This is a genomic window from Streptomyces sp. MUSC 14 (assembly GCF_001866675.1).
Taxonomy (GTDB): Bacteria; Actinomycetota; Actinomycetes; order Streptomycetales; family Streptomycetaceae; genus Streptomyces.
On the sequence record NZ_MLYN01000019.1, the window covers coordinates 1 to 21,831 of the forward strand.

At 73.3% G+C, this 21,831-nt stretch carries 18 protein-coding genes; 14 read left to right on the forward strand and 4 right to left on the reverse strand.

All coding sequences use genetic code 11. From position 1 onward, the window contains the following. From murJ to BIV25_RS11065, 5 genes are all read left to right on the forward strand, one after another. A partial coding sequence (gene murJ, locus BIV25_RS11045; protein WP_071372060.1) for a murein biosynthesis integral membrane protein MurJ occupies positions 1 to 1,620 on the forward strand: 1,620 nt, incomplete at its 5' end. Then, complete coding sequence (locus BIV25_RS11050) at positions 1,604 to 2,365, forward strand: polysaccharide deacetylase family protein (protein ID WP_256255748.1); 762 nt, start codon at positions 1,604 to 1,606, stop codon at positions 2,363 to 2,365. The genes murJ and BIV25_RS11050, both read left to right, overlap by 17 nt. Then, positions 2,362 to 3,582 (forward strand): glycosyltransferase, encoded by a 1,221-nt coding sequence (locus tag BIV25_RS11055; protein ID WP_071372061.1) that lies wholly within the window; start codon positions 2,362 to 2,364, stop codon positions 3,580 to 3,582. Before BIV25_RS11050 ends, BIV25_RS11055 begins: the two co-directional genes overlap by 4 nt. Beyond that, positions 3,579 to 4,232: a lipopolysaccharide biosynthesis protein gene (locus tag BIV25_RS11060; protein WP_071372062.1), complete on the forward strand. Its 654-nt coding sequence runs from the start codon at positions 3,579 to 3,581 to the stop codon at positions 4,230 to 4,232. The genes BIV25_RS11055 and BIV25_RS11060 overlap by 4 nt, the downstream gene beginning before the upstream one ends. Before the next feature lie 92 nt (positions 4,233 to 4,324). Continuing rightward, the gene (locus BIV25_RS11065) at positions 4,325 to 5,416 is read left to right on the forward strand and encodes a GNAT family N-acetyltransferase (RefSeq protein ID WP_071372293.1); all 1,092 of its coding nucleotides are present in this window, start codon (positions 4,325 to 4,327) and stop codon (positions 5,414 to 5,416) included. On the opposite strand, the gene BIV25_RS11070 is transcribed toward BIV25_RS11065, so the two are convergent. Then, the gene (locus tag BIV25_RS11070) at positions 5,413 to 6,735 is read right to left on the reverse strand and encodes a glycoside hydrolase family 26 protein (protein ID WP_071372063.1); all 1,323 of its coding nucleotides are present in this window, start codon (positions 6,733 to 6,735) and stop codon (positions 5,413 to 5,415) included. The two genes, BIV25_RS11065 and BIV25_RS11070, sit on opposite strands and share 4 nt — an antisense overlap. 154 nt (positions 6,736 to 6,889) lie before the next feature. Here BIV25_RS11070 and BIV25_RS11075 point away from each other — a divergent pair, with 154 nt between their 5' ends. The 3 genes from BIV25_RS11075 to BIV25_RS11085 all read left to right on the forward strand — a co-directional run bounded on the left by BIV25_RS11075 (position 6,890) and on the right by BIV25_RS11085 (position 10,416). Continuing rightward, the gene (locus BIV25_RS11075) at positions 6,890 to 8,239 is read left to right on the forward strand and encodes an ATP-grasp domain-containing protein (protein WP_071372064.1); all 1,350 of its coding nucleotides are present in this window, start codon (positions 6,890 to 6,892) and stop codon (positions 8,237 to 8,239) included. After that, complete coding sequence (locus BIV25_RS11080) at positions 8,239 to 9,492, forward strand: FAD-dependent oxidoreductase (protein ID WP_071372065.1); 1,254 nt, start codon at positions 8,239 to 8,241, stop codon at positions 9,490 to 9,492. Before BIV25_RS11075 ends, BIV25_RS11080 begins: the two co-directional genes overlap by 1 nt. Before the next feature lie 375 nt (positions 9,493 to 9,867). After that, a complete protein-coding gene (locus tag BIV25_RS11085) occupies positions 9,868 to 10,416 on the forward strand; it encodes a hypothetical protein (RefSeq protein ID WP_071372066.1) in 549 nt (182 codons plus the stop codon). Between the two features lie 52 nt (positions 10,417 to 10,468). Here BIV25_RS11085 and BIV25_RS11090 read toward each other — a convergent pair whose 3' ends face one another. Further along, entirely contained in the window at positions 10,469 to 11,341 is an 873-nt protein-coding gene (locus tag BIV25_RS11090; RefSeq protein ID WP_079176577.1) for a beta-1,6-N-acetylglucosaminyltransferase, read from the reverse strand. A gap of 333 nt (positions 11,342 to 11,674) precedes the next feature. On the opposite strand from BIV25_RS11090, the gene BIV25_RS11095 reads away from it, so the two are divergent. From BIV25_RS11095 to BIV25_RS11105, 3 genes are read left to right on the forward strand one after another with little or no spacing between them, the layout of a single operon-like run. Further along, positions 11,675 to 13,039 (forward strand): sugar transferase, encoded by a 1,365-nt coding sequence (locus BIV25_RS11095; RefSeq protein ID WP_071372294.1) that lies wholly within the window; start codon positions 11,675 to 11,677, stop codon positions 13,037 to 13,039. A gap of 51 nt (positions 13,040 to 13,090) precedes the next feature. Continuing rightward, a complete protein-coding gene (locus tag BIV25_RS11100) occupies positions 13,091 to 13,675 on the forward strand; it encodes a putative colanic acid biosynthesis acetyltransferase (RefSeq protein WP_071372068.1) in 585 nt (194 codons plus the stop codon). Further along, entirely contained in the window at positions 13,672 to 14,799 is a 1,128-nt protein-coding gene (locus BIV25_RS11105; protein WP_071372069.1) for a glycosyltransferase, read from the forward strand. The genes BIV25_RS11100 and BIV25_RS11105 overlap by 4 nt, the downstream gene beginning before the upstream one ends. 46 nt (positions 14,800 to 14,845) lie before the next feature. Here the strand turns inward: BIV25_RS11105 and BIV25_RS11110 are convergent, their stop codons facing one another. Next, entirely contained in the window at positions 14,846 to 16,045 is a 1,200-nt protein-coding gene (locus BIV25_RS11110; RefSeq protein WP_071372070.1) for a glycosyltransferase family 4 protein, read from the reverse strand. A 28-nt stretch (positions 16,046 to 16,073) separates the two neighbouring features. Then, positions 16,074 to 17,054, reverse strand: a complete 981-nt coding sequence (locus tag BIV25_RS11115) for an NAD-dependent epimerase/dehydratase family protein (protein WP_071372071.1) — start codon at positions 17,052 to 17,054, stop codon at positions 16,074 to 16,076. Positions 17,055 to 17,173: 119 nt separating this feature from the next. Here BIV25_RS11115 and BIV25_RS11120 point away from each other — a divergent pair, with 119 nt between their 5' ends. Genes BIV25_RS11120 through BIV25_RS11130 form a run of 3 tightly spaced genes read left to right on the forward strand, consistent with a single transcriptional unit; the run spans position 17,174 to position 21,830 of the window. Further along, positions 17,174 to 18,730, forward strand: a complete 1,557-nt coding sequence (locus BIV25_RS11120) for a hypothetical protein (RefSeq protein WP_256255749.1) — start codon at positions 17,174 to 17,176, stop codon at positions 18,728 to 18,730. After that, entirely contained in the window at positions 18,727 to 20,292 is a 1,566-nt protein-coding gene (locus tag BIV25_RS11125) for a hypothetical protein (protein WP_071372072.1), read from the forward strand. The genes BIV25_RS11120 and BIV25_RS11125 overlap by 4 nt, the downstream gene beginning before the upstream one ends. After that, entirely contained in the window at positions 20,289 to 21,830 is a 1,542-nt protein-coding gene (locus tag BIV25_RS11130) for a lipopolysaccharide biosynthesis protein (protein WP_071372073.1), read from the forward strand. Before BIV25_RS11125 ends, BIV25_RS11130 begins: the two co-directional genes overlap by 4 nt. Position 21,831: the final 1 nt, after the last annotated feature.

The following is a 21,831-nucleotide window of genomic DNA, read 5'->3' on the forward strand; positions in this document are numbered from 1 at the left end:
CCCCCGCCCCCGCCCGACGAGGCTCCGCGGGAACCCGGTGACGATCACGCCCCGCCCACCCGGCGGTTTCTCGCGCGGGCCGCACTGGTCACCGCGTTCCTCTCCGTCGCGGCGGCGTTGCTCGGGCTGGTCCGGGATCAGTCGCTGGCGCGGTTGTTCGGGGCCGGGCAGGACACCGACGCGTTCCTGGTGGCCTGGACCGTGCCGGAGTTCGCGGCCACGCTGCTCATCGAGGACGGGCTGGCGTTCGCGCTGATCCCGGCGTTCAGCAGGGCGCTGGCCCGGCGGGCGCAGGGGGTGCCCGGGGATCCGGTGCGCTCGCTGGTCGCCGGGACGCTGCCGCGCCTGGCGCTGGCGTTCGCGGCGGCCGGCGGTCTGCTCGCGCTGGCCGCCCCGCAGTTCGTGGCGGTGCTCGCGCCCGGCCTGCCCGATCCGGGGATCGCCGTGGACTGCACCCGGCTCACCGCGACCTGCGTGCTCAGCTTCGGCCTCGCCGGTTACGCCAGCGCGGCCCTGCGCGCCCACCGCCGCTTCCTCGCCCCGGCCGCGATCTACATCGCCTACAACCTCGGCATCGTCACGTCGATGTACGCGCTCGGCGGCCACTGGGGCGTGCGCTCGGCCGCGTTCGGGGTCGCGGCGGGCGGTCTGCTGATGGTTCTCCTACAACTGCCGTTCCTCGTACGGGAGTTGAGGCGGAGGACGGCCGTGGCGGACGCGGCCGTGAAGGAGCCGGACGGGCCCGGTGCGCTCGCCGCGCCCCTGATGGCGACCGTCCTGCTGTTCGCGCTGTGCCGGCAGTCGCAGGTGCTGATCGAGCGGTACTTCGCCTCCAGCCTGCCCGCCGGGGCGATCTCGCACCTCAACTACGCCCAGAAGGTCGCGCAGATCCCGATGTCGCTGTCGCTGATGCTGTGCACGGTCACCTTCCCGGTGGTCGCGCGGGCGCTGGCCGAGGGCGACACCGAGCGGGCCAGGGCCCGGGTGGAGCGGGATCTCGCGATGGCCGCGACCCTGGTGCTGCTCGGCGCCGCCACGGTGACGGCCTGTGCGCCGCAACTGATCCAACTCCTCTTCCAGCGCGGTGCGTTCACCGCCCAGGACACCGCCGCGACCGCGGAGGTGATGCGGGTCTACGCGCTCGGGCTGCTCGGCCAGACGCTCACCGGCGTCCTGGTCCGCTCCTACTTCTCGGCGGGCCGCGCCACCTGGTACCCGCTCGCCGCGATGGGCGCCGGGATCGTCGTGACGTCCTGGATCGCCGCCTTGACGGTCGCCGCCTGGGGCGTCACCGGGATCGCCGCCGCCAACGCCACCGGCATCACCGTCACCGCCGTCCTGCTGCTCGCCGGGATGCGCGCCCGCAGCGTGCCCGTCCGGACCCCGGGCGTACTGCGCGAGCTCAGCCGGCCGCTGCGGGCGGCCGGGGTCGCCGCCCTGGCCGGGGCCTTCGTCGCCCGGCTGCCGGGGTCGCCGCTCGCCGGGCTCACCGCCGGCGGCGTCACCGCGGCCGTCGTGTTCGTCCTGCTCGGCCGGGCCCTGGGCGACCGGGCCTGCGCCACCGCGCTCCGTACCGTACGCACCCAGACCCGGAGGCTCGCCCATGCCCTCCTGCACTGAGACGGCGCCGCCGCTCCACCGCACCAGACCCGGCCCGGTCCCCTGGATCGCCATGTACCACTCGGTCGGCGACTGTTCCGACGACCCGTACCGCATCACGGTCAGCCCCGACCGGCTGGAGCGGCAGCTGCGCTGGCTGCGCCGGCAGGGGCTGCGCGGGGTGTCCGTCAGCGAGCTGCTCGCCGCCCGGTCGCGCGGCGAGGGCCGGTATCTGGTGGCCCTCACCTTCGACGACGGGTACGCCGACTTCCTCGACAACGCCCTTCCCGTGCTGGCCCGTTGGGACTGCACGGCCACCCTGTTCGTGCTGCCCGGCCGGCTCGGCGGCGTCAACACCTGGGACCCGCTCGGCCCGCGCAAGCGCCTGTTGACCGCCGCCGGCGTCCGGCGGGCCGCCGACGCGGGTGTGGAGATCGGCTCGCACGGCCTGACCCACCGGGACCTCACCCGTGCCGACGACGCACAGCTGCGGGACGAGACCGCCGAGAGCCGCGCCCTGGTGGCGGACCTGACCGGCACCGAGGTCACCGGCTTCTGCTATCCGTACGGCACGGTCGACCGGCGCGCCGTCGCGGCCGTCCGCGCGGCCGGGTACGGCTACGCCTGCGCCATCGACCCCGGCGGGCTGAGCGGCCCGCACGTCCTGCCGCGCGTGCACGTCGGGCAGAACGACAGCGCCGTACGCCTGCTCCTGAAGTACCGGCTGCACCGGCTGCGCCGCCGTCCCGTGGCGGGGCTGCGATGAGGGCGCTGCACATCATCACGGGGCTCGGCGTCGGCGGCGCCGAGCAGCAACTGCGGCTGCTGCTGCGGCATCTGCCGGTCGACTGCGACGTGGTGACGCTGACCAACCCCGGTCCGGTGGCCGCCGGGCTCGCGGCCGACGGGGTGCGGGTGACCCACCTCGGCATGACCGGCAACCGCGATCTGGCCGCGCTGCCGAGGCTGGCCCGGGTCATCCGGCGCGGCCGCTACGACCTCGTGCACACCCACCTCTACCGGGCCTGCCTGTACGGCCGGATCGCCGCCCGGGCCGCCGGGGTCCGCGCGGTCGTCGCCACCGAGCACTCCCTCGGCGACTCCCAGATGGAGGGCAGGCCGCTCACCGCGGCGGTGCGCGGGCTGTATCTGCTGGGCGAGCGGCTCGGCCGGGCCACGGTCGCCGTGTCCCCCACGGTGGCCGAGCGGCTGACCCGCTGGGGCGTGCCCGCGCCGCGCGTCGCGGTCGTGCCCAACGGCATCGACCTGGCCCGGTTCGCCTACGACCCGGCGGCCCGGCGGCGCACCCGCGAGCGGCTGGGACTGCCCGCCGACGCGTTCGTCGTCGGCGCCGTCGGCCGGCTCGCCCCCGGCAAACGCTTCGACGTCCTGATCCGGGCGCTGGGCCGACTGCCGGACGACTGCAGGCTGTTGCTCGTCGGCGGCGGTCCGCAGGAGGGTGCGCTGCGACGGGCGGCGTGGGAGGCGGGGCTCGCCGGGCGGGTGCTGTTCGCGGGCGAGCGGCCGTACACGGACGACGTCCCGTCCGGCATGTGCGGCGACGGCCCGGACCTGCCCGCGCTGGCCTCGGCGATGGACGTGCTCGCCGCGCCGTCGGCCGAGGAGGCGTTCGGGCTCGCGGTCGTGGAGGCGCTCGCGGCCGGGCTGCCGGTGCGCTACACCTCCTGCCCGGCCCTTCAGGACCTGCCGCTCGACGCCGCCCCGGGCGCGCTGCGCGTCCCGTGCGACGCCGGCGCGTACGCCCGGGCCCTCGCCGAGGTCCGCGCGGCCGGTCCCGGCCCGCGCACCGCCCCCGAGGCGGCCCGCCACTACTGCATCACCCGCAGCGCCGCCCGGCTCATGGACGTCTACGCCGCGGCGCTCGCGGCCCCGCACATCCCCCTCCAGGCGCCTCTCCGCAGCCCGGACGCCCCCGTCACCCCCGTTCACGTTTCTGTCCAGCAGGGAGCAGACCCCTCATGACCGACACCCAACAACCCGCCCGTCCCTCCCGCCTCCGCAGGCTCCCGTCCTGGTCGCTGGTGGCGGCCGGGGTCCTCGCGGGCGGGCTGCTCGGCGGCGCGTACGGCGAGCTGAAGACCCCGACGTACACGGCGACCAGCTACGTCATCGCCGTCCCCGCCGACCGGTCCGACACCGCCTCCGCCCTCGGCTTCGCGCAGGCGTACGGCCGGGTCGCCACCCAGGTCGCGGTGCTCGCCGACGCGCAGGTGTGGGCCCGGGTGCCGGTGCGGACCCTGCGCGACAGCGTGCGCGCCGAGACCTCGCCGGACGCCCCGATGGTGTCGATCTCCGCGACCTCCGCCCACCCGGCCGTCGCCGCCGACATGGCCAACGCGGTGGCCCGCGCGCTCACGAAACACGCCGACGAGGCCAAGGAGGACACGCATGTCGGCCTCCTCCAGTTCTCCCGCGCGATCAAGCCGACCTCGCGGTCCTCGGCCTCCGCCACGGTGACCGGGCTGGTCGGGGCGAGCGCGGGCGGGCTGCTCGGCGCCCTCGCGCTGCTGGTGCGGCCCCGGCGCCGGCCCGAGGAGTCCGAGGAGGAGGCCGCCCGCCCGGCCGCGGTGCCCGGCCCGGCCGTCGCCGCCGACGCGCACGGCGCCCGGTGACGGCCACGGAGCCGGGGCGCACCACCGCGCACACCACCGTCGGCGCAGGCGAACCCGCCCCCGGGCCCGCCACCGGCCTCGTACCCGGTCTCGTGCCCGGCCTCGTCACCGAACTCGTCACCGACGAGGCCGGGTTCGCCGCGCTGGCGCCGGCCTGGGAGCGGCTGTACGGGCGGTGCGCCACCGCGACCCCGTTCCAGAGCCACGCCTGGCTGCACTCGTGGTGGCTGTCGTACGGCCGCCGCGGGCGCCTGCGGCTGCTGCTGGTGCGCTCCGGCGGCGAACTGCTGGCCGCCGCGCCGCTGATGCTGGTCCGCCGGCCGCTGCCCGCGCTGGTGCCGCTCGGCGGGGCGATCTCCGACTACACGGACGTCCTGCTGGACGACGCCGACGACGGACCCGCGGCGCTCGCGCTCACCAGGGCCCTCGCGGGCGCGGCCCGTACGGCGCTGGTCGACTTCCGCGAGGTGCGCCCGGGCGCGGCCCTGGAGCGGATCCACGACCGCTGGCCCGGACCGCGCCGCACGGTGCCCGACTCCCTGTGCCTGGAGCTGCCCGCCGTACCCATGGACAGCCTGGTGGCCCGGCTGCCGTCGAACAAGGCCCAGCAGCGGGTGCGGGCCAAGCTGCGCAAGCTGGACGCGCTGGGCGTGGAGCGGCGGGTGGTCGGCCCGCACGAGGTGGCCGCGGCCCTCGGCCGCCTGCTGGAGCTGCACCGGCTCCAGTGGCAGGGACGCAAGGTGACGTCCGAGCACCTCCAGCCGCGCTTCCGCGCCCACCTGGAGCGTGCGGTCGGCCCGATGGTCCGCTCGGGCAGCGCGGCGGTCACCGAGTTCCGGATCGACGGCGAGGTCCTGGCCGTCGACCTGACCCTGCTCTCGCGCAGCCTCGCCGGCGGCTATCTCTACGGCGCCCATCCGGGCCTGCGCGCACGCAAGGCGGACCTCGCGGTGATGCTGCTGGACGCCTGCACGGGGCAGGCGGCCGGGCGGGGCGCGCTGAGCCTGCTGCGCGGCGACGAGCCGTACAAGCACCACTGGCGGCCCGAACCGGTCGCCAACCGCCGCCTCCTGCTGGCCCGCCGCACCACCGCCCCGCTGCTGACGGCCGCGCTGGCCGAGGCGGCGGCCCGGCAGCGGGGCAAAGAGGTGCTGCACTGGTGGAGGGAACGCCGTCGGTGCTAACGGTCCCCCGACCACCAGTCGAAGCGGACGCAGAGCTTGCCGCCGAGCCAGTGCTCGACCCACTCGCCGAGATCCACCGGCGAGCAGCCGTCCGGGGGCTCGGCGGCGGCGACCGGCTTCGCGCCCAGGGGCACGGTGGCAGCCGGAGTCGGGGTGGCGGCGGGAGTCGTCGCGGGCGCGGGTGTCGCGGGGACCTGCTGGACGGGAAGGTCGTAGAGGGCGCTGCGGTAGATCCGGGACGACAGGGGGTTGGCCGAGCACTGCCACACGCCGTGCGGGCAGTAGTCGGTCAGCGTGTTGTAGAGCGGCTTGTGCTCGTCCATCCAGTCGAGCATGCGTTTCATGTATGTGGCGTTGTCGCCGTTGCGGAAGAGTCCCCATTCCGGGTAGGAGATGGGTTTGCCGTGGGACTTCGCGAAATCCACGTGCTGTTGCAGGCCGTAGGGCTCTTTCACCTGTTCGTCGAAGGATTCCCCGGTCGGCTGGTCGTACGAGTCCATTCCGATGATGTCGACCGTTCGGTCCCCCGGGTAGCACTCGGTCCAGGGCACCGCGTCCCGGCCTCGGCTCGGCGTGAAGTCGAACCGGAACTTCTGCCCCGGCACGGCCCGCATGGTGGTGACGATCCTGTTCCAGTACGCCTTCCAGCTCTCCGGGTCCGGTCCGCAGCGGTGGGTGTAGGTGGCGCCGTTCATCTCCCAGCCGAGCACGATCACCGTGTCCGGCACCCTCAGCTTCACCAGCCGCTCGGCCAGGGTCCGGAAGTGCTCGTCGAACGCGCCGGCCGCGCCCTGCCGCAGCAGCCAGCCCACTCCGGCGTCGGAGACGTGGTCCTCGTTGTGCTGCTGCATCGGCACGTTGAGGACGAGCGTGCGGTCGGCCTTGTCGCGCCGCCAGCGCGCCCACACGTCCAGGAAGCCGGGCGCCCCCTCGATGTCGCTCCAGCGCTCGCCGGGGAGATACGTGTGGGCGACCTTCAGCTCGGTCCCGCCCAGCCAGTGACTCAGCAAGGCCATCCGCGCGACCCCGAGCGGCCCCGAGTCGAGGAACGCCCCGAACGGCGGCACGGCGGCCTTGGTGGGCGTGGGAGCCGGCGTGGCCGGTGTCGCAGGAGTGGCCGGTGTAGCTGGTGTAGCTGGTGTGGTCGCAGTGGCCGGTGCAGTCGGTGTCGTCGGTGTCACCGGGGCCGGGGGGTCCGGGGGCGGTGCGGCCGGAGTCACGGCGAAACCGGGGCCGACCGCCAGGGCGGCCGACACGACGGCCGCGACCGCGACCACTGTCGACCGCCGGGTCCTGGCACCGCTCCGCTGTGCGCCCATGCCCGCTCCTTTCCGCACTCGGTCGCTTTCCGTCCGGCTGCGTTCCCTGTTACTGACACACAGTCATATCGGTACGAGTTCCGCCAGTGCGGTTACGGCTTTCAGGTTGCCCGGGCCCCCCGCACGGGCGAATCGAGGAGAAGGAACAGAACCCGTGTCACTCCTGGACGTCCAGGTCCCCGCGGTCCTGCTGCGGATCGACCGGAATCCCTTTCATCACGGCACCCTGGGCGCCGTGCGCTCGCTCGGCAGGGCCGGCGTGGAGGTGCATGTCGTCGCCGATGCCACCCGAAGCCCCGTCCGCGCCTCGCGTTTCGTACGCCGGCTGCATCCGCCGCCGCGGCCCGGCGCCTCCCCCGGCGACATCGCCGCCACCCTGCTCCGGGTCGCGGCCCACGTGGCGCGCCCGGCGGTGCTGATCCCGCTGGACGACGCGAGCGCCATCGCGGCCGGCCGGCTGCGCGAGGAGCTGGCGCCCGCCTATCTGCTGCCGCAGCAGCCCGGCGCGCTGCCCGAACGCGTCGCCGACAAGGCGGAGCTGGCCGAACTGTGCGCCGCCGCCGACGTCCCGCACCCGGTGACCCTGGTCCCGGACAGCGCCGAGGACGCGGCGGCGGCCGCGTGGCGGCTGGGGCTGCCGCTGGTGGCCAAGTGGAGCCGGCCCTGGCTGGTGCCGGCCGGCAGCGGGCTGCGCTCGACCGTGCTGGTGCGCTCGGCGCGCGAGGCCCGGGAGCTGTTCCTGCGCAGCGCCGAGGCGGGCAGCACGCTGCTGCTCCAGACGTTCCTGCCGCCGGGCCCGGACCGCGACTGGTTCTGCCACGGGTACGCCGACCGCACCGGCGCCGTCCGCGCGGGCGGCCCCGGCCGCAAGCACCTGGCCTGGCCGCGCGGCGCGGGTCTGACCGCGGTCGGCCAGTGGACGCCCAACCCGCAGATCACGGCGCTGGCCGAGCGGCTCACCCGCGAACTGGGCTACCGGGGCATCTTCGACCTGGACTTCCGTCGCTGCGGCAGCACCGGCCGGTACCACCTGCTGGACTTCAACCCGCGCCCCGGCGCCCAGTTCCGGCTGTTCACCGACAGCGCCGGCCTGGATGTCGTACGCGCCCTGCACCTGGATCTGACGCACCGTCCGCTGCCGGCGGGCGTGCCGCTCGCCGGGCGGCGGTTCGTGGTGGAGAACTACGCCCCGCTGACCGCGCTGCGGCCCGCGCCGGCGGGCCGGGAGCTGGCCTGGCACGCGGCGGACGACCCGGCGCCGGGCCGGGCGATGTGGACGCTGTGGAGCCGGCGCGCCGCCGGCCGCCTCGCCGGCCCGGTCACCTGCCGCCTGCGCCCCCGCACCCCCTCCCCGCAGGCAGGCGCACCGGCGACCGCATCGACCACCGCACCGCGCCTCGTGTACCAGGCGGGTGCCCCTGGCATCACCGACCTCACCGGCATCACCCGGATCACCGGTCTCACGGACGACTCCCGTGAGGACGAGAAAGCGAGCAGTTGCTGATGTACGACCTGCTGGTGGTGGGCGCCGGCCCGTACGGGCTGTCCATCGCGTCGCACGCCGCGGCGGCCGGGCTGAGCGTTGGTGTGCTCGGCCGGCCCATGGCGTCCTGGCGCGACCACATGCCCCGCGGCATGTTCCTCAAGTCCGAGCCCTGGGCCTCCAACCTCTCCGATCCGGAAGGGCGTTGGCGGCTCGACGTCTTCTGTACCTTGCGGGGCCTGGCCGCCCGGCACGCCGAGCCGCTCCCGCTGGACGTCTTCGCCGAGTACGGGCTGTGGTTCGCGCGGAACGCCGTACCCCCGGTCGACGAGCGGACCGTGACCCGGCTGGCGCCGTGTGCGGGCGGCTTCGAGGCCGTCACCGAGGACGGCGAGACGCTCACCGCGCGGACCGTCGCGCTGGCCGTGGGCGTGCTGCCGTTCACCGAGATCCCGGAGCCCCTGCGCCGTCTGCCCCGGGCGCTGGTCTCGCACAGCAGCCACCACGCCGGCCTCGACCGCTTCCGTGGCCGGGACGTCACCGTCGTCGGCGGCGGCCAGGCCGCCCTGGAGACCGCCGCGCTCCTCGCCGAACAGGGCACCCGGGTACGGGTCCTGGCCCGCGCGGACCGGCTGCGCTGGAACGACGTGCCGCCGCCCTGGGAGCGCCCCTGGTGGCGTTCGGCCCGCGCACCGCACAGCGGCCTCGGCCCCGGCTGGCGCAACTGGTTCTACGCCGAGCGGCCCGGCCTGTACCGGCGGCTGCCGGAGCGGACCCGGACCCGGATCGCGGCCGACGCGCTCGGTCCGGCGGGTGCGTGGTGGGTCCGCGAGCGGGTGGAACGCCGGGTGGAGGTGCTGCTCGGCCGGGAGATCGTGACGGCCCGTGAAGTGCCGGACGGGCTGCGCCTGGAGCTCGCGGGTGCCGGCGCCCGGGCACAGTCCCTGCACACCGGGCATGTCATCGCGGCGACCGGGTTCCGGGCCACCCGGGACCGGCTGCGGCTGGTCACCCCCGAGCTGCGGGCGCTGCTGGCGACGGGTGCGGACGGGGCGCCGGAGGTGGGGCCGGAGTTCGAGTCGTCGTACCCCGGGCTGTTCCTGGCCGGTCTGATCACGGCCGCGGGCTTCGGCCCGTCGATGCGCTTCGTGCACGGCGCGACGTTCACGGCGGGCACGCTGGTGCGCGGCGTACGGCGCCGGCTGCGGGGCGCTGCGCCGCGGGTGCCGTCGCCGGCGGCGGCCGCGCTGCGGCTGGAGGCGCCGTTGCCGTGACCGGCGATCGGGTGAATTCCCCGGCGTTTCACGCATCCGAGTTTCCTCTCCCTCCGTATTTCGTTCACAGTCTGCACGTCGTGGCACGTGTGAACGGGCGGCATATCCGATTGACATACGCCCCTGCGACGACCGCGCGGAAATCCTTCCGAGAGAAAAGACAAGAGAGTGCGACAGACCCTGAGCAAGGGATTGATCGTGGCGGCCGCCGCGACAAGCACCCTGACTCTGTGCGGCTCATGGGCATTCGCGGACTCCGGTCCGTCGGTGCCAGGGGCCGACTCGTTCGCTTCGGCCGGAAACACGGGTGCGTGGGACTTCCCGGGTGGGGCGAGCGCCTTGCGGGCCATCGAGCGCGCGGAAGGCGCGACGCAGATGGCGCGCAGGATGACGGGGGAGTTCTCGGCCCCGGCCCAGCCCACCGACGATTCCCCCAGCCGCGTCTCCTCCACCCACAGGACGGAGTCGAGTCACCGGTTCTCCTCCGGAGGCCACCGCGACGACGAACCGGGCAACCCGCCCGCCCGCGGAGACCACCGCGACGACGACCCGGGCAACCCGCCCGCCCGCGGAGGCCACGGCGACGACGACCCGGGCAACGGGCCTTCCCAGGGAAGCTACGGGGACGACGACCCGAACCAGCAGCCCTCCCAGGGAAGCTACGGCGACGACGGACCGAACCAGCAGCCCTCCTACGGAAACTACGGCGACGACGAGCCCACACCGACGCCGCCCGAGCCACCGCAGCCGCCCAGCACCCCGCCGGCACAACACCACGAGACCCCGCCGCCGGCGCACGAGCCCCCCGAGATGGCTCACACCGGAACGGACGGGACCCTCGCGGCCCTGGCCGCCAGCGGGGCTCTGCTGGCCGCCGGAACCGCCCTGTACCGGCGGGGCCGCCGGGGCACGTCCCAGAAGTAGTCGACCGGGTGCCGGACGCCTCGCGTCCGGCACCCGCCGCTTCCCCTTCAGGTCACGTTCGCCCGTCGAGGGCGTCGAGCAGTTCCGCCGACTGCGCCGAGGCGACCTTCCGGACGAAGTACATCCCGGAGGCTTCGATCGCCGGAAGGTCGGCGAGTGTCCTGGTGCCCCTGAGCATGCGGTCCACGTAGTGGAAGTTGCTCAGGTCGGAGGTGATGCGGCCGGCCCTCGGCCGGAGTACCGGATCCTCCACCTCGGCCCGCCGGCCGCTGTTCCACAGAAGCGTGTGAAAGAACATCTCGTCCGGTGCGAGCGTCGTACGGAACAGGTTCTCCCAGCGCGGGTCCTCGGCCTTGCCCAGCAGGTCCGCGACGCAGTCGGCGGTCAGCGCCGTCCACTGGCTCCCCGACACCGGCTCGATGTCGCCGAACACCGAAGGGCTGCGTCGAGGGGTCAACTCCGAGATCCCCCTCCGCAGCATGGCGCGGGCAAGGTAGGACGGGCCCGGTCCGATGGGAAGAGCGTCGAAACACCACCGCTTGAGGACCCGGCCCTCGGCAGCCGCGCCGTCGAGCAGCGGTGCCGTCCGGCAGTGCTGCCGGAACGGGGCCGTAGCGAGGTAGTCGGCGAATGCGGCCACCGGCCGGGCGGGATAGCACTGCCCGGACAGCAGGACGATGTGATCGGACGGTTGCGCGAACTCCAGCGCCGTACGGTACAGGGCCAGCATCGCGCGGACGACCGAGAAACCTCCCCACCGGACGGCGACCCGCTCGCGGACGCACGTGGTGCGAGGCACCCCCGTGAAGTCGTCACCGCGCGACCGGGCGTCCACATGGACGACCACGGGGTGGGGCGCCAGCCTCTCGACCAGGCGGGCGAACAGCCCGGGCTCGGTGTGGGCGAGCACGGCAAATACCGGCATCCTTCTGTCCTCCCGGGTTTCGCTGCGACCGCCAGCGCACTGTTCCCGACCGTGCCCGCACTATACGCATTACATCTGTTCATTACGCTTTTGCGCCCTATTACCGCTACGTGTCATCACGGGCAACCACAAAGCGGATCAGTGTACGGAAAGACATAGTTTTATGTAGTTTGACTGATATAAGTAGTGGCCGATGAGCGACTGAGGCTGCTAAGGAGAGCCATGGGCCGGTCCACCAACGCGATGTCCGGGCAGGCGTCCTTCTCCCCGCCCCGCAGAACTGTTCACCGCGAGGGCACGCGCGCTCGCTGGTACCGCCCGCTCTCCGTCTGCGTGGATCTGGCCGGCGCGGCGCTGCCGGTCGCGGCGGCGATCATCCACGTCCGGGAGCCGCACCCGCTGCGCCTGGCTGCCGCCGCCGCCGTGTTGTGGCCGCTGATCGGGCTGGCGGGAAAGCGCTACGCGTCCGGAGTCTGGGCCGACGGGGCCGGTCTGCGGGACGTCCTGAGGGACTGGCTGGTGCTGGTCGGCGCCCTGGCCACGCTCCGCGTGCTGTGCGGACTGAACAGCGTCCCCATCGAGGCCTTCACCGCGCTCCTGCCCGCGCTGGTCCTCACCGCGGCCTGTCAGGAGGTGATCCGCCGTCATCTGCGGTCCGCCTGGCGGGACGCGCGCGCACTGCGCCGCGTCCTCGTCGTCGGTGAGGGCCCTCTGGTCGACGCCGTGGTCGCGCAGCTCGCCCAGCGCACCGACCACGGATACGTCGTCGTCGGCGCCTGCGCGGTGGGCGAGGACCCGGTCTCCTCCGGCGTCGCCGTATGCGTACGGCTGGCCGGCGAAGCGCCCGGGACACCGGAGACGGACGCGGCGGCCGTACTGGGCGCCGTGGACGAACTGGCCGCCGACGTGACCTTCGTGGCGGTGAGCCGCCCCATGTCCGGCGAGCGACTGCGCCGGCTGTCCTGGGCGCTGCACGACCGGGGGTGCCCGCTCATCGTGCTCCCCGGCGTCGTCGACGTCGCCCGGCGTCGTCTCCGGGCCGCCTCCGCCGCCGGACTGACGATGCTGCAGATCGTCGCGCCGCCCTTGCGTCACGACGTTCCGGCGCTGTTCAAGGCCGCCGTGGACCGTGTGGGTGCGCTGCTGCTGATCGTCCTCCTTTCCCCCCTGTTCCTCCTTGTGGGGCTGTCGGTGCGGCTCGGCTCACGCGGCCCCGCCCTCTACCGGCAGACCCGTGTGGGCCGGCACAACAGGCACTTCTCCATGCTGAAGTTCCGCACGATGGTGGTGGGTGCCGACCGGCTCAGGAGCCAGCTGGAAGAGGCGAACGAGAACGACGGGCACATGTTCAAGATGCGCCGTGACCCACGGGTCACGCCCGTCGGACGCTTCCTGCGCCGCTACTCGCTCGACGAGCTGCCCCAGCTGCTCAACGTCCTGCTCGGCCACATGTCCCTGGTCGGACCGCGCCCCCCGCTGCCCGAAGAGGTCGACAAGTACAACCTGGTGGAGAGGCGCCGGCTCACCGTCAAACCGGGTCTGACGGGACTGTGGCAGGTGAGCGGACGGGCGAACCTCTCCTGGAACGAGACGGTCGCGCTCGATCTGCGCTACATCGACAACTGGTCCCTGGCGGGAGACGTCACCGTGATGGCCCGCACCGTGCGCGCGGTACTGAACGGCCAGGGCGCCTACTGATCACACCGCTTGCTCCGGCCCGTCGTGGCCCTCCGGGAAAGGCACAGCGTCATGCCACAGCGCACAGTCCGAGCCACGTGGTCGCTGCGCGGCTTCACCGGTGCCGGATACGACAAGGGGCGGCCCCTGCTCGTGCAGGCGGCCTGGTTCGCGGTCCTCCACCTCGTCTTCGTCAAGTGGTGGTTCCCGGCCCGCTGGCGTCCGGTGCTGCTGCGCGCCTTCGGCGCCCGCATCGGAGAGCGGGTGCTGATCCGGCACGGGGTGCGGGTGCACTGGCCGTGGAAGCTGGACGTCGGCGACGACGTGTGGATCGGCGAGTGTGCCTGGATCCTCAACCTCGAACCTGTCACGATCGGCAGCGACTGCTGCGTCTCGCAGAGCGCGCTGCTGTGCACGGGCAGCCATCTCCGTCACTCCGCCACGTTCGAGTTCGACAACGGCCCCATCCGTCTGCAGCCGGGCAGTTGGGTCGCGGCCCGGGCGGTCGTACTGCGCGGCGTCACCATCGGCCGGGGCGCCGTGGTGGGCGCCGGCGCCGTGGCGCACCAGGACCTCGCCCCGGGCCTGGTCCTCACGCCCGGCGGTACCCCGAGGGGGACGTCTCCGTCCGAACCATTGAGAGGAATCAGGCCATGAGAGTGGTCCAGGTCGTCACGCTCGTCAGCGAAGGCGCGGCCTTCGGAGGCCCGCCGAGCGTGGCGGTCACCCAGCTCCAGGAGATGGCCGCACGGGGTCACGACGTGGAGCTGGTGGCGTTGTGGCGGGGCCGGGCGCAGGCTCCCCGGCGCGTCGGCGCCATCCCGTTCGTCTCCCGCCCGGCCTGGACCGTCGTCCCGGGCCAGGGATATCTCGGCCTCATGCACCCCTTGCTGCTGCGGGACCTCTGGCATGCCATGGGGCGCGCCGACGCCGTTCACCTGCACGCGGGCAGGGACCTCGTGTCCTTGGCCGCCCTCCTCGTCGCCCGGCTGCGGCGCACCGACTTCGTCGTCCAGACACACGGCATGGTGGAGCCCCGTACCGGCATCGCCGCGCGTGTCTTCGACGGCGTCTACGTCCCCTTGCTCCGGCGGGCACGCTGCTGCCTCGTGCTCACCGAGGAGGAGCGGCGGGCCCTGACCGCGGTACTGAGCCCCAAGGCTCCGCCTCTGGTGATGCTGGGCAACGGCATGCCCCCGCCCCGCCAGGTGCCGGACGAGCAGCCGCGCGGCGGCCAGCACGTGCTCTTCCTCGCCCGGCTCCACCCGCGCAAACGGCCCGAGGCATTCGTGGAGATGGCCGCCCTCGTCCACAAGGAGTTCCCGGAGGCGCGCTTCACCCTGCACGGAACGGACGAGGGATCGCTGCGGCAGGTGAACCAGCTCATCGCCGACCGCGGGCTGACCGACGTGGTCCACTACGGCGGCGCGCTGGAACACTCCGCGGCGCTGGAGGCCTATCGCCGGGCCACCGTCTACGTCCTGCCCAGCGTGAACGAGCCGTTCGGCATGACGGTTCTGGAAGCACTGGCCGAAGGAACCCCGGTGGTGTGCACGGACAGCTGCGGCATCGCGGAGGAACTGGCGAGCAGGCAGGCGGCGCTGATCACCGACGAGAGCCCGGAGGCCCTGGCCGAGGCGGTGAGCCGGCTGCTCGGCGACGACGCTCTGCGCAGTCGGCTGGCCGACGCCGGGCGCCGGGCGATCAGGGAGGTCTTCTCCATCCGCGCGGTGGTGGACCGGCTGGAGCGCCTCTACCGGGATCGCGCACGGCACAGGTGAGGGTGAGACCCCCGCCGGGCGCCCGGCGGGGGTCTCAGCCGGGTGCTCAGGGCGCCGGAGCGCCGGTCACCGCCGTGAGGATGTCCTCGAAGCGGGAGGCGGAGCCCTCCAGGGCGAACTCCCGCTCGGCCAGGACGCGGCTCCGCTTGCCCAGCAACGCGGCGTACTCCGGGTCGGACAGGACCTCCTGGACCCAGCCGGCGGCGTCCTCAAGTGACGACTCCGCCGGCGGGAAGACCGCCGAGCCCGCCTGGTGAAGCAGCTGAGCGGCCAGGTTCTCGGCAGGCATCAGACCGAGCACCGGGCGCCCGGCGCACAGGTACGACAGGGTCTTCGACGGGACCGAGAACATCCCGGCGTCGCCTTCGAGGAGAACGACCAGGACGTCACCGGTGCCCAGTACCTCGGGCAGCCGCCGGTAGGGCTGGAAGGGCAGCAGCGTGACCTCGACCCCGTGGACGGCGGCGGCCCGTTCGAGGACGGGCACGGCGGGGCCCTCGTTGACGACCACGAGACGCACGCGCTCGCCCCGCCGCCGCAGCCGCTCCACCAGCTGCACCAACAGCACGGGGCTGTGCTTCAGGCCCAGCGTGCCGGCGTACAGGAGGGTTTTCACGCCGCTCAGGTTCTGCTCGTCCGACCAGGCATTGGCCCGGGCCACGGGAACGATCTCGTCCAGCGGTGCCCAGTTGGGGATGACGGTCACCTTGTCGGCAGTGCCCCACTGCCGGTGCACCTCGACGAAGGAGTCGGCGATCACCACGATGGCCGAGGCCTGACGTGCCGCCCACTTCTCGCCGGCACCGAAGACCTTCGCGGCGATGCCCATCGCGTCGGCGACCTCCGCCGCGGCGAAGCTCTTGAGCGCGACGGCGGTGACGTCCTGGTGCCACAGCACCCAGGGGATGCCGAGCCGCTTCAGCACTGCCGCGGTCACGACGAGCGTGGGAATCGGCATGTTGGACAGCAGCGCCACGTCGGGCTTCGCCCGCCGCACCTGCCGGGTGAGCTCGATGCCCAGCCGGCTCTCCTGGAAGAGCCGGCGCACATAGGCCTGCTTCTTCAGCACCGTGCGGTCCCCGATGGTGACGAAGCGCAGGCCGGGGACGTCCGACTCAAGATCACCCTTGCCGCTGCGGTAGGCCGTACAGGTCGAGTGGACCACCGCGTGACCGCGGCGGGCCAGCTCCCTGCTGAGCTGGGCCTGGAAGGGGTGACCGCTGTAGTCGTGAACGAAGATCCGCATCGGCTCGTGGTGTCCTCGCACCGGGGCCTCAGCCCTGGGAACGCTTCACCTGGTCGTAGACCCAGGCGTAGGTCTTCTCCAGGCCGTCCACCAGCGGGGTCGACGGCTCCCAGCCGTAGATCTCGCGGATCAGGGTGTTGTCGGAGTTGCGGCCGCGTACGCCCTGCGGAGCGTCGTACCGGTAGCTGCGTTCGCAGCGGATGCCCGCGATCTGTTCGACCAGGCCGACCAGCTGATTGATCGTCACGAGCTCGGAGGAGCCGAGGTTGACCGGTACTCCGCTGTCCCCCTCCGTGATCATCTGTGTGCCCGTGAGGCAGTCGTCGATGTACATGAAGGAACGCGTCTGCAGGCCGTCGCCCCAGATCTCGATCCGGTGGTTCCCGGAGAGCACGGCCTCGGCCACCTTGCGGCACACCGCGGCCGGGGCCTTCTCCCGGCCGCCGGTCCACGTGCCGTGCGGGCCGTAGACGTTGTGGTAGCGGGCGACGCGGGTGGCGAACCCGTAGTCCTCCGCGTAGTGCCGGCACATGCGCTCGGAGAAGAGTTTCTCCCAGCCGTAGCCGTCCTCCGGCTGTGCCGGATAGGCGTCCTCCTCCTTGAGGGCGGTGACCTTCGGGTCGGTCTGCTTGCCGGCGGCGTAGACGCAGGCGGAGGAGGAGTAGAAGTACCGCTCCACGCCGGCCTCGCGCGCGGCCCGCACCATGTGGGTGCTGGTGAGCACCGACATCATGCACGCGGCCTTGTTGTTCTCGATGAAGCCCATGCCCCCCATGTCCGCGGCCAGCATGTACACGCGCCGAGCGCCTCGGACCCCGTCGCGCGCGCCGTCCAGGAGCGAGAGGTCCGCGATCAGGTTCTCGGCGTCCTCGTGGACCTGGTACCACTCACGCCAGGGCTTGACGTCGATGGAGCGGACCGTCAGACCCTGGGCCAGCAGGGCGCCCACCAGGTGCCCGCCGATGAATCCCCCGCCCCCGGCAACGACGGCGTCGACCTGCTTGTTCATGGACAGCTCCTCGGGTGAAGGGGAATGCGAGATGCCCAGAGTATTAAGGTTTGTCTGATTTGCTCCGCATTGGCGCGCCTGATGCGATATGCGGTATAGAGGCCGCTATACATCTGCCGGTGAGGTTTCCGCCGAAGCACTCGCCGTACCCGCCGTACTCGCCGCCCCCGCCGCCCGCAGGAATCCCCGGTGTCCCGGTGCGGGACGCGCGCGCCCGCGGTGTGCCCGGGGTCTGCGTCTGGGCCGTGGTGCTGATCGTCATGCTGCCGGTGCTGGTGCTCCGGCCGCACCACGGGCCCGTGCCGACGGCCCTGCTGCTGCAGGGCGTGGTCGTGGCGCACACCGGGGGCGCCCTCACCCGCGTGCTGACCGCGGCCAGGGTCCGGCTCGTCGCCTTCGGCTTCTGGACGTTCTCCTACATCTGGTTCGGCCTGGCCCCCCTGGCACAGCTCACCTCGGACACCTACCCCTGGCCCTACCGGGCCGGCGAGGAAACCTCCTTCACGGCCGTGGCGGTCGTCGAGCTGGGGCTGCTCGCCTACAGCGCCGGAACGGCCCTCGCCGCCCGAGGCGCGGCCCGCCGTGCCGCCCGGCCCGGCACGCCGGAACGGCTGCTCGCCCGCCGCCTCGCGCCCTGGCGCGTCCTGGTGCTGTGCGGACTCGCGCTGGCGCTCGCGGTGCTGCTGATTCCCGGCCAACCGGGCGGAGTCATGGCCTACTTCACCAGCCGCCAGGCCGTTCACGAGACCGGCGCCCTGAACGACGCGTCGGACTCCTTCCTGCAGCCCATGCGAAGCTGGTCGCTGTCCGTGCCCGCCTTCTGGGGCCTGCTGGGCCTGCTGCGCCTCCCGCGCCTGCCGGACGGCGACCGCCTGCTGCGCGGCCTGCGATGGCTGCTGCTGCCCCTGCTCGTCGCCGTGAACATCGTCGTCAACAACCCCATCAGCAAACCGAGGTTCTGGGCCGGCACGGTCCTGCTGACGCTGCTGTTCAACGCGGACCGGCTGTGCCGGCCCCGGGCCTCGCGCGCGGTCGCCGGCGCCGTACTCGCCACGGTGCTCGTCGTCTTCCCCTACAGCGACTACTTCCGCTACGACGACCGGCAGACGGTCGCCGTCGTGTCGATGGCCGAGCAGTTCACCGCCAAGGGCGACTACGACGCCTTCCAGCAGGTGCAGACCGGCCTCGACTACGCGCGGGAAAAAGGGGTTTCCCCCCGGTCCGCACTCGGCCCGCTCCTCTTCATGGTGCCGCGCTCGGTGTGGCCGGACAAACCCGACGACACCGGTATCGCGCTGGCGCGGTACGCGGGTTACGACTTCCTCAACCTGTCGGCGCCCCTGTGGATCGAGAGCTATCTGTGGGCCGGCCCGGCCGCCGTGGCCCTCGTGTTCTGCCTGCTGGGCGCGGCGGGGCGCCGTATGGACGACGCCCGGGAACGCCTGCGGGACCGGCCCGGCACCCTGGCGGCTCTGCTGGTCCCCGCCTTCGCCTTCTACCAGTTGATGTTTCTGCGCGGAAGCCTGCTCGGCATCACGGGCCCGATGCTGCTGATGATGACCGTCCCGCTGCTCATCAGCACGTCGAGGCGCCAGGCGTCCGAACTCACCTCACCGGCGGCCCTGTCCGCCCCCGTCCCGCACGCCTCACTTCCTCACCCAGGAGGCCACCTGTGACCGGTCCCGTCCCCTTCGACGACCGTTTCGGCGAACCGGACCAGCTCCGTGACCAACTGCGACTGCTCCTTCGCCACCGGGTGGCGATGGCCCTGGGGGTCGCCCTGGGGCTGCTCGGCGGGCTGGCCATGGCGCTGTACGACGCCGGCACCTACAGCTCCACCAGTGAGGTTCTGGTCCGCGCCGGCGCCGACCCCTTCGACACCGTCAACGTCCCCGTCGACAACCAGATCAGCATGACCACGGAGCAGCAGATCGCCGCCGGCGCGGCCGTCGCCGTCCGTGCGGCGCGAACCCTGGGACAGCCCGACAGCCGGGTCACCTCCCTGCAGGACCATCTCCGGGTCACCAACCCGGCCAAGTCCCAGGTGCTCCGCTTCGAGTTCACCGCGAACGACCCCCAGCGCGCGGCGCGCGGCGCCGACGCCTTCGCCGAGGCCTATCTCGCCGACCGCAGCAGCCGCAACGACGCGGCGGTGCAGCGGGCCGTCGACGGCATGAGAACACAGATCGCCGCGCTGAGCCGGCAGACGGCGAAGTACTCGGACAACAGCGCGGACGCCTCCGCCGTACAGAGCGAGATCGGCAGCCTGCGCAAACGCGTTTCCGAGATCAACTCCCGTGACACCAGCGGTGGCGACATCGTCCGCGGGGGCGCGGCGCCCGCCCGGCCCGCGGGTCCCGGGGCGAGCACGCTCGCCGTCCTCGGTCTGGCCGGCGGTGCCGTCCTGGGCGTCCTGCTGGCCTGGCTGTGCTCGGCCCTCGACAGCCGGGTGCGGTCGGCCCGCGAGGTCCAGGCCGCCCTGGGCGCGCCCGTGCTGGGCAGCCTGCCTCCCGGTCCCGGCGCGGACGACGCGCTGCTGACCGTCGGCCGTACGGACGGCGCCCGGGTGCAGGCCTACCGGTCTGTGGCCTTCCGCACCGGGCTCTCGGGCGGCGGTCGTCTCCTCGTCGTGGCGCCACGGGCCGACGACAGCGCCGGGGAGGTCGCCGCGAACCTGGCCGCGGCCTTCGCGGAGTGCGGACGGGAGGTCGTGCTCGTGGACGCCGGCCACGGCGCGCCCGGTCTCGCGGCCCGCCTGCCGCTGGTGCCGGCGGAAGAGCGCACCGCGCCGGGGACCTCCCTGCCCGAGGGCGGCGTCCTCGTCGACGCGGGCTCCGCGGGGCGGTTCGCCCTGTGCCCCGGTGGCGAAGCCGGCCGGTCGCCGCACACCGACGCGTCCCGGGCGACGGACCAGGCGGCGTCCGGCACCTGCCCACCCACCACGGTCATCGCCGGCAGGCCCCTGCTGGAACACCCGCACGCGCTGGCGGCGGCCCAGCACGTCGACGGTGTCGTGGTGGTCACCGGACGTGACACCCTGCGGGACGACCTCAGGCAGACGGGCGAGCTGATCAGTTGCTCCGGCGTACGGCTGCTGGGCGCCGTGGTCGACGCCGGACGCGCGCGGGGCGGATCCGCCGTGCTCCGCCGGGTGAAGCCCGGTTCCCGGACCGAGAGCGCGCTGCCGGGCACACAGCCTGCGGGGCAGCACGACACACTCACGGCCTCCAGGGGATGACGGCGCCCGGGGCGGTCGCTCCCACCACCGGGGCCACCGCCCGCAGTACGGTCGCCGCCGCCGCACGCGGCGGTGTGTGGGGCGCGGTGGGTTCCGCCACGAACGCCGTGTTCGCCTTCCTCCTGGTCGGCCTGGTCACCCGGGCGGCCGGAGCCCAGGGGGCCGGAGCGATCTTCACGGGCGTCGCCGTGTTCACCATCGCCAGCAACGTCTGCAAGCTCGGCGCCGACACCGGGCTCGTCCGCTTCATCCCCGGGGATCTCGCTCTCAACGGCGGCCGCTCGGTGGGCTCCCTGCTGCGCATGGCGGTGCTCCCGGCGGCGGCAGCCGCCACCGCGACCGGCGCGGTGCTGCTGCTGTGCCCCGCGGTGGCCACGACGCTCCTGCCGCACCTGCCCCGCGCCGACGCGGTCGCCCTGATCCGGTCCTTCGCCCTGCTCCTGCCCGCCGCCACCGTCAGCCTGCTCCTGCTCGGCGCCACCCAGGGATACGGCACCGTGGTGCCGTTCGTCGCAGTGGAGCAGATCGGCAAGCCCGTGCTCCGGGTGCTGATCGCGGTGCCGGTGGCCTACTGGGCCCCCCGTGTGATGCCCCTGGCCGCGGCCTGGCTGCTGCCGGCGCTGGCCGGTCTCGCAGCCGCGTGGCTGGGCCTGCGCCGCTGCCGGACCCACCATCGCACCACGACGGCCCCACGCGGTGAAGAACCCGTCTCCTGGCGGGCGTTCTGGGCCTTCTCCGCACCCCGCGCGATCTCCTCCGTCTTCGACATCAGCGCGGTCTGGGTGGGGGTCATCCTGCTGTCGGCGCTGGCCACCGACGCCGAAGCGGGCATCTACACCGCCATCGGCCGCGTCGTCACCGCGGGCACCCTCCTCCAGCTCGCCGTCCGCCTGCCCGTCGCGCCCCAGCTCAGCCGGCTGCTCGCCCTCGGCGAGGTCGCCGAAGCCCACCAGCTGCACCGCACCTCGACCTGCTGGATCGTCCTCTTCTCCTGGCCCCCGTTCGTCCTCATCGCCGGCTTTCCCCGCACCGTCCTCGCCGTCTTCGGGCCGGAGTTCACCAAAGGGGCACCCGCCCTGGTCATCCTGTGTGCCGCCGCCATGGTCAATGTCGCGGTCGGCAACGCGCAGACCGTGCTGCTCATGGCCGGCAAGAGCTCGTGGCATCTGGCCTGTACGGCCGCGGCGTTCGCGGTGCAGCTCACCGTGGGCGTGCTCGCCGTGCCCCGGTGGGGCATCCTCGGCGCGGCCGTCTCCTGGGGCGCGGCCATCGTCGTGGAGAACCTCTCGGCCGCTCTGCTGGTCCGGCTGCGGCTCGGCTTCACCACCGTGGCCGCCGGGTACACGAGCGCCCTCGGTATCGGCCTGGCCGTCTCGGTGGTGCTGGCAGCCGTGCGCGTCCTGTCGGGTGACACTCCGTCAGGACTCGCACTCAGTCTGACTTTCGGAATGTCGGCATTTGGTACTTTTTTGTGGCGATATCGCACGCCTCTGGGTGTGAGCGAGCTGGCCCAGGTGCTGCGCCGTCGCACCGCGTGAG